General features: G+C 69.7%; 1 protein-coding gene and 1 pseudogene. Both read left to right on the top strand.

The features are described from left to right. Positions 1-847 precede the first annotated feature (847 nt). Entirely contained in the window at positions 848-5,785 is a 4,938-nt protein-coding gene (locus tag L0P92_RS40815; RefSeq protein WP_234768194.1) for an NAD-glutamate dehydrogenase, read from the top strand. Between the two features lie 127 nt (positions 5,786-5,912). Next, a pseudogene (locus tag L0P92_RS40810) lies at positions 5,913-6,436 on the top strand (hypothetical protein); the annotation flags it as partial.

The raw sequence follows: 6,436 nt of genomic DNA, 5'->3' as shown, positions 1-6,436 counted from the left end.
GGTGGGCTTCGGTTGCCGGTGATTGACGGGTGCCCGGCGTGGCGGCTGAGGCGGGGTGGGTCGCGCGGCCCGGCGCTTACGGGGTGCCGCCTGCGCCCACCCGTGCCGCCCCAGCGGCACGACTGCCCGCAGGTTGGGCGGGCCGGCCCGGCGGGGCGACTGCCCGCAGGTTGAGCGGGCCGGTCCGGCGGGGCGACTGTCGGCAGGCTGGGCGGGCGGTCCCCGTGGTGCGGCTCCCGCAGGATGTGGAGGTAGGTCGGGTCAGGCGTTGGGTATGGGCGCTTGTTTTTGGACACGGGGTGGCTCCCGGCGGCGTGGTTTCGCCTCGGTTTCCGGTCGTGCTTTGGGGGTGGGCCCATGTTCCAGCCTCCCCCTCTGTGCCCGGCCCCGCCAGTTACGCCCTCGGCGCCCCCTTTGCCCCTGTGCAGAACGTCAAAGTTCTACCCCCGGTTTTGTACACATACGGCTCATGACGGGCCCCCTGTAAGGAGCGATAGCCTTAGTGGCGTGATCAGCGCGATAGCTCGCGGGGGCATCGTTGCCCCTGCCCTGCGCCCGGGCGGCACGGACGACATCCGTGGCCGGGCGGCGGTCGCTGGTCTTCGCGGGCGGGAGGGGGGCGTAAGGGCCCCCGGGACGTCATTCGCACCCCGGGTCCGGACGTCGCAGAGAGCAGCGTCACACCCCGTGAGCAGCTCAAGATTGGCTCATATATCCCCGCTCATCTCACCTCGCGGCATAGCGTCGAAGCAGACCGGACACCCCGCGTCGCGGCGTTACACCGGAGGGGAAGAGACCGTACTTCCTTCTACGTCACGCAACGGCGCGCGACAGGAGCCAGAGGACAATGCAGACCAAGCTGGACGAAGCCAAGGCCGAGCTGCTCGAGAGGGCCGCCCGGGTAGCTGAGAACAGCCCGGTCGGGGGGTACCTACCGACTGGGACGACGGACGAGAGCAGCCCCGGCACCCCGGACCACGACACCGTGCTCTCGTTCCTCCAGCGCTACTACCTGCACACCGCCCCGGAGGACCTCACCGACCGCGACCCGGTCGACATCTTCGGAGCCGCCTTCTCGCACTACCGGCTGGCCGAGAACCGCCCCCAGGGCACGGCCAACGTGCGGGTGCACACGCCCACCGTGGAGGAGAACGGGTGGACCTGCAGCCACTCGGTCGTCGAAGTCGTCACCGACGACATGCCCTTCCTGGTCGATTCGGTGACCAATGAGCTGACCCGGCAGGGGCGGGGCATCCACGTCGTCATCCACCCGCAGGTCTTCGTCCGCCGTGACGTCACCGGCAAGCTCATCGAGGTGCTCACCGCGCCGCCCGCCGGTGAGCAGCCGCACGACACGCACACCGAGTCCTGGATCCACGTCGAGTTCGACCGGGAGACCGACCGCGGCGACCTGAAGCAGATCACCGCCGAACTGCTGCGCGTCCTGTCCGACGTCCGCGAGGCCGTCGAGGACTGGAGCAAGATGCGGGACCTGGCCCTGCGCATGGCCGACGAGCTGGTCCAGGAGCCCCATTCCGACCTGCGCGAGCAGGAGTTCGAGGAAGCCCGCGAGCTGCTGCGCTGGCTGGCCGACGACCACTTCACCTTCCTCGGCTACCGCGAGTACGAGCTGCGCGAGGACGACTCGCTGGCCGCCGTACCGGGCACCGGGCTCGGCATCCTGCGCGCCGACCCGCACCACGCCGAGGGCGACAGCCACCCCGTCAGCCCCTCCTTCGAGCGGCTGCCCGCCGACGCCCGCGCCAAGGCCCGCGAGCACAAGCTGCTCGTCCTCACCAAGGCCAACAGCCGGGCGACCGTGCACCGGCCGTCGTACCTCGACTACGTCGGGGTGAAGAAGTTCAACGAGAACGGCGAGGTCGTCGGCGAGCGCCGCTACCTGGGACTGTTCTCCTCGGCCGCCTACACCGAGTCCGTCCGCCGGGTGCCCGTCATCCGGCGCAAGGTGGACGAAGTGCTGGAGGCCGCCGGGTTCTCGCCCAACAGCCACGACGGGCGCGACCTGCTCCAGATCCTGGAGACCTACCCGCGCGACGAGCTCTTCCAGACCCCGGTCCCCGAGCTCCAGCGCATCGCCACCTCCGTGCTCTACCTCCAGGAACGCCGCCGGCTGCGGCTCTACCTGCGCCAGGACGAGTACGGCCGCTACTACTCCGCCCTCGTCTACCTCCCGCGCGACCGCTACACCACCGGCGTCCGGCTGCGGATCATCGACATCCTGAAGGAGGAGCTCGACGGCACCAGCGTCGACTTCACCGCCTGGAACACCGAGTCGATCCTCTCCCGGCTGCACTTCGTCGTCCGGGTCCCGCAGGGCACCGAGCTGCCGCAGCTCAGCGAGAGCGACAAGGAGCGCATCGAAGCGCGGCTGGTCGAGGCCGCCCGCTCCTGGGCCGACGGCTTCGCCGACGCGCTGAACGCCGAACTCGGCGAGGAGCGCGCCGCCGAGCTGCTGCGCCGCTACTCGGGCGCCTTCCCCGAGGGCTACAAGGCCGATCACACCCCGCGCTCCGCGGTCTCCGACCTCGTCCACATCGAACAGCTCACCGAGGACGACAACTTCTCGCTGAGCCTGTACGAGCCGGTCGGCGCGGCCCCCGAGGAGCGCCGGTTCAAGATCTACCGCAAGGGCGCGGCCGTCTCCCTGTCCGCGGTGCTGCCGGTTCTCAGCCGGCTCGGCGTCGAGGTCGTGGACGAACGGCCGTACGAACTGCGTTGCTCCGACCGCAGTGTCGCCTGGATCTACGACTTCGGTCTGCGCATGCCCAAGACGGCGGGCGGCGCCGGGGACCACTTCGGCGACGACGCGCGCGAGCGGTTCTCGGAGGCCTTCGCCGCGACCTGGACCGGCAAGGCGGAGAACGACGGCTTCAACGCCCTGGTGCTGAGCGCCGGGCTGACCTGGCGTCAGGCGATGGTGCTGCGGGCGTACGCGAAGTACCTGCGCCAGGCCGGCTCCACCTTCTCGCAGGACTACATGGAGGACACCCTCCGCAACAACGTCCACACCACCCGCCTCCTCGTCTCCCTGTTCGAGGCGCGGATGTCGCCGGACCGCCAGGCCGCGGGCCGGGAGATCGTGGACGCGCTGCTCGAAGAGGTCGACGCGGCGCTCGACCAGGTCGCGAGCCTCGACGAGGACCGGATCCTGCGGTCCTTCCTCACCGTCATCAAGGCGACGCTGCGCACGAACTTCTTCCAGGAGGCGGCGGGCGGCAAGCTGCACGACTACGTCTCCATGAAGTTCGACCCGCAGGCCATCCCCGATCTGCCCGCGCCGCGCCCGGCGTTCGAGATCTGGGTCTACTCGCCGCGTGTCGAGGGCGTCCACCTGCGCTTCGGCAAGGTCGCGCGCGGAGGCCTGCGCTGGTCCGACCGGCGTGAGGACTTCCGGACCGAGATCCTCGGCCTGGTCAAGGCGCAGATGGTGAAGAACACCGTCATCGTGCCGGTCGGCGCCAAGGGGGGCTTCGTCGCCAAGCAGCTGCCCGACCCGTCCGTGGACCGGGACGCCTGGCTCGCCGAGGGCGTGGCGTCGTACAAGACCTTCATCTCGGCGCTGCTCGACATCACCGACAACATGGTCGCCGGCGAGGTCGTGCCCCCGCTGGACGTCGTCCGGCACGACGAGGACGACACCTACCTCGTCGTCGCCGCCGACAAGGGCACCGCGACCTTCTCCGACATCGCCAACTCGGTCGCCGAGCACTACAACTTCTGGCTCGGCGACGCCTTCGCCTCCGGCGGCAGCGCCGGCTACGACCACAAGGGCATGGGCATCACCGCCCGCGGCGCCTGGGAGTCGGTCAAGCGGCACTTCCGTGAGCTGGGCGTGGACACGCAGAGCGAGGACTTCACGGTCGTCGGCATCGGCGACATGTCCGGTGACGTGTTCGGCAACGGCATGCTGCTCAGCGAGCACATCCGTCTGGTCGCCGCCTTCGACCACCGGCACATCTTCATCGACCCGAAGCCCGAGGCGGCCACCTCCTACGCCGAACGCCGCCGCGTCTTCGAGCTGCCCCGCTCCAGCTGGGCGGACTACAACACCGACCTCATCTCCGCCGGTGGCGGCGTCTTCCCGCGCAGCGCCAAGGCGATCCCGGTCAACGCGCACATCCGCGAGGCCCTCGGCATCGAGGGCAAGGTCGCCAAGATGACGCCGGCCGAGCTGATGAAGGCGATCCTCAAGGCGCCGGTGGACCTGCTGTGGAACGGCGGCATCGGTACGTACGTCAAGGCGTCCGCCGAGACCCACGCGGACGTCGGCGACAAGGCCAACGACGCCATCCGCGTCGACGGCGCCGACCTGCGCGTCAGGGTCGTCGGCGAGGGCGGCAACCTCGGGCTGACCCAGCTGGGCCGGATCGAGTTCGCGCTGCACGGCGGCCGGATCAACACCGACGCCATCGACAACAGCGCGGGCGTGGACACCTCCGACCACGAGGTGAACATCAAGATCCTGCTCAACGCCCTGGTCTCCGACGGTGACATGACGGTCAAGCAGCGCAACAAGCTGCTCGCCGAGATGACCGACGAGGTCGGCCGCCTGGTGCTGCGCAACAACTACGCCCAGAACACGGCCATCGCCAACGCCCTCGCCCAGTCCAAGGACATGCTCCACGCCCAGCAGCGCTTCATGAAGCACCTGGTCAGGGAGGGGCACCTGGACCGTGCGCTGGAGTTCCTGCCCACCGACCGCCAGATCCGCGAACGCCTCGGCTCCGGCCACGGCCTGACCGGCCCGGAGACGGCCGTCCTGCTGGCGTACACGAAGATCACGGTCGCCGACGAGCTGTTGCACACCTCGCTGCCCGACGACCCGTACCTGAGCACGCTGCTGCACGCGTACTTCCCGACGGCGTTGCGCGAGCAGTTCCCGGAGTACCTGGTCAGTCACCCGCTGCGCCGTGAGATCACCACGACCGTGCTGGTCAACGACACGGTCAACACGGGCGGTACGACGTATCTGCACCGGCTGCGCGAGGAGACCGGCGCGTCGCTGGAGGAGATCGTCCGGGCGCAGACCGTGGCCCGCGCGATCTTCCGCTCGGCGGTCGTGTGGGACGCCGTCGAGGCGCTCGACAACAAGGTCGACGCCGTCGTCCAGACCCGGATCCGGCTGCACTCGCGCCGCCTCGTCGAGCGCGGCACGCGCTGGCTGCTCAACAACCGGCCGCAGCCGCTGGAGCTCGCCGAGACCGTCGACTTCTTCGCCGACCGGGTCGAGCAGGTGTGGTCGGAGCTGCCGAAGCTGCTCAAGGGCGCGGACCTGGAGTGGTACCAGCAGATCTACGACGAGCTGACCGGCGCCGGTGTCCCGGCCGAACTGGCCACCCGGGTGGCCGGCTTCTCCTCCGCCTTCCCGACGCTGGACATCGTCTCGGTGGCCGACCGCATGGGCAAGGACCCGATGGACGTCGCCGAGGTGTACTACGACCTCGCCGACCGGCTGCGGATCACCCAGCTCATGGACCGCATCATCGAGCTGCCCCGCGCCGACCGCTGGCAGTCCATGGCCCGCGCCTCCATCCGCGAGGACCTCTACGCCGCCCACGCGGCCCTGACCTCGGACATCCTGGCGGCCGGCAACGGCACCGCGACGCCCGAGCAGCGGTTCAAGGCGTGGGAGCAGAAGAACGCGGCGATCCTGGGACGGGCGCGGACGACGCTGGAGGAGATCCAGGGGTCGGAGGCGTTCGACCTGGCCAACCTTTCGGTGGCCATGCGGACGATGCGGACGTTGCTGCGGTCGCACACGTAGGCAAAGGCAGGCAGTACGGCTGCGGCCTTTCCCGGCCGTACGGGTGTCAGGGCGCCCCGGACTTTCACGGTCCGGGGCGCTCGTGTATTTCGGGCAAAACGGGAATTAAAGTGCTCGCGTGAGCACGATGCGGGAGGCGCTGCGCAGGACGACGGTCGTTCCGCAGGTCGCTGCCGCGCTGGTCGTACTGCTGCTTCTGCTGGTGATCGTCCGGCTTCCGTGGGCCGGTGACCTCGGGATGCACGCGGCGACCGTCGAACGTCTGCGGCACAACCTCATCGACCCCGGCAATCCGCTGGTCGACGCGGACACGCCGAGCCCGTACTACTCGCCGTGGATGCTGGTGCTCGGGTGTGTCGCGCGGGTGACGGGGGTCTCGGTCTTCGTCGTGCTGCGGATCGGGGCCGTGGTGGGGCTCGGGCTGCTGGTCAGTGGGGTGTGGCGGTACGTGCGGACGCTGAGCGCGCATCGGGCCGCGCCCGCGCTCGCCGTGCTGTGCCTGGTGTTTCTGTGGGGGACTTCGCTGTTCGCGTGGAGCGGGTTTCTCGGGCTGAACTCGCTGGCGTTGACCGTGTCGTATCCGAGTGTGTTCGCGCTGGGGCTGGCCTTTCACTTCTGGGCCTGGCTGGCGGGGGCGGTGCGGGGCGTGGC

The sequence above is a fragment of the Streptomyces muensis genome (assembly GCF_021474425.1).
GTDB classification, from domain to species: domain Bacteria; phylum Actinomycetota; class Actinomycetes; order Streptomycetales; family Streptomycetaceae; genus Streptomyces; species Streptomyces muensis.
Note: the sequence above shows the minus strand (reverse complement) of the source record. Positions and strands in the feature narration are given on the sequence as shown.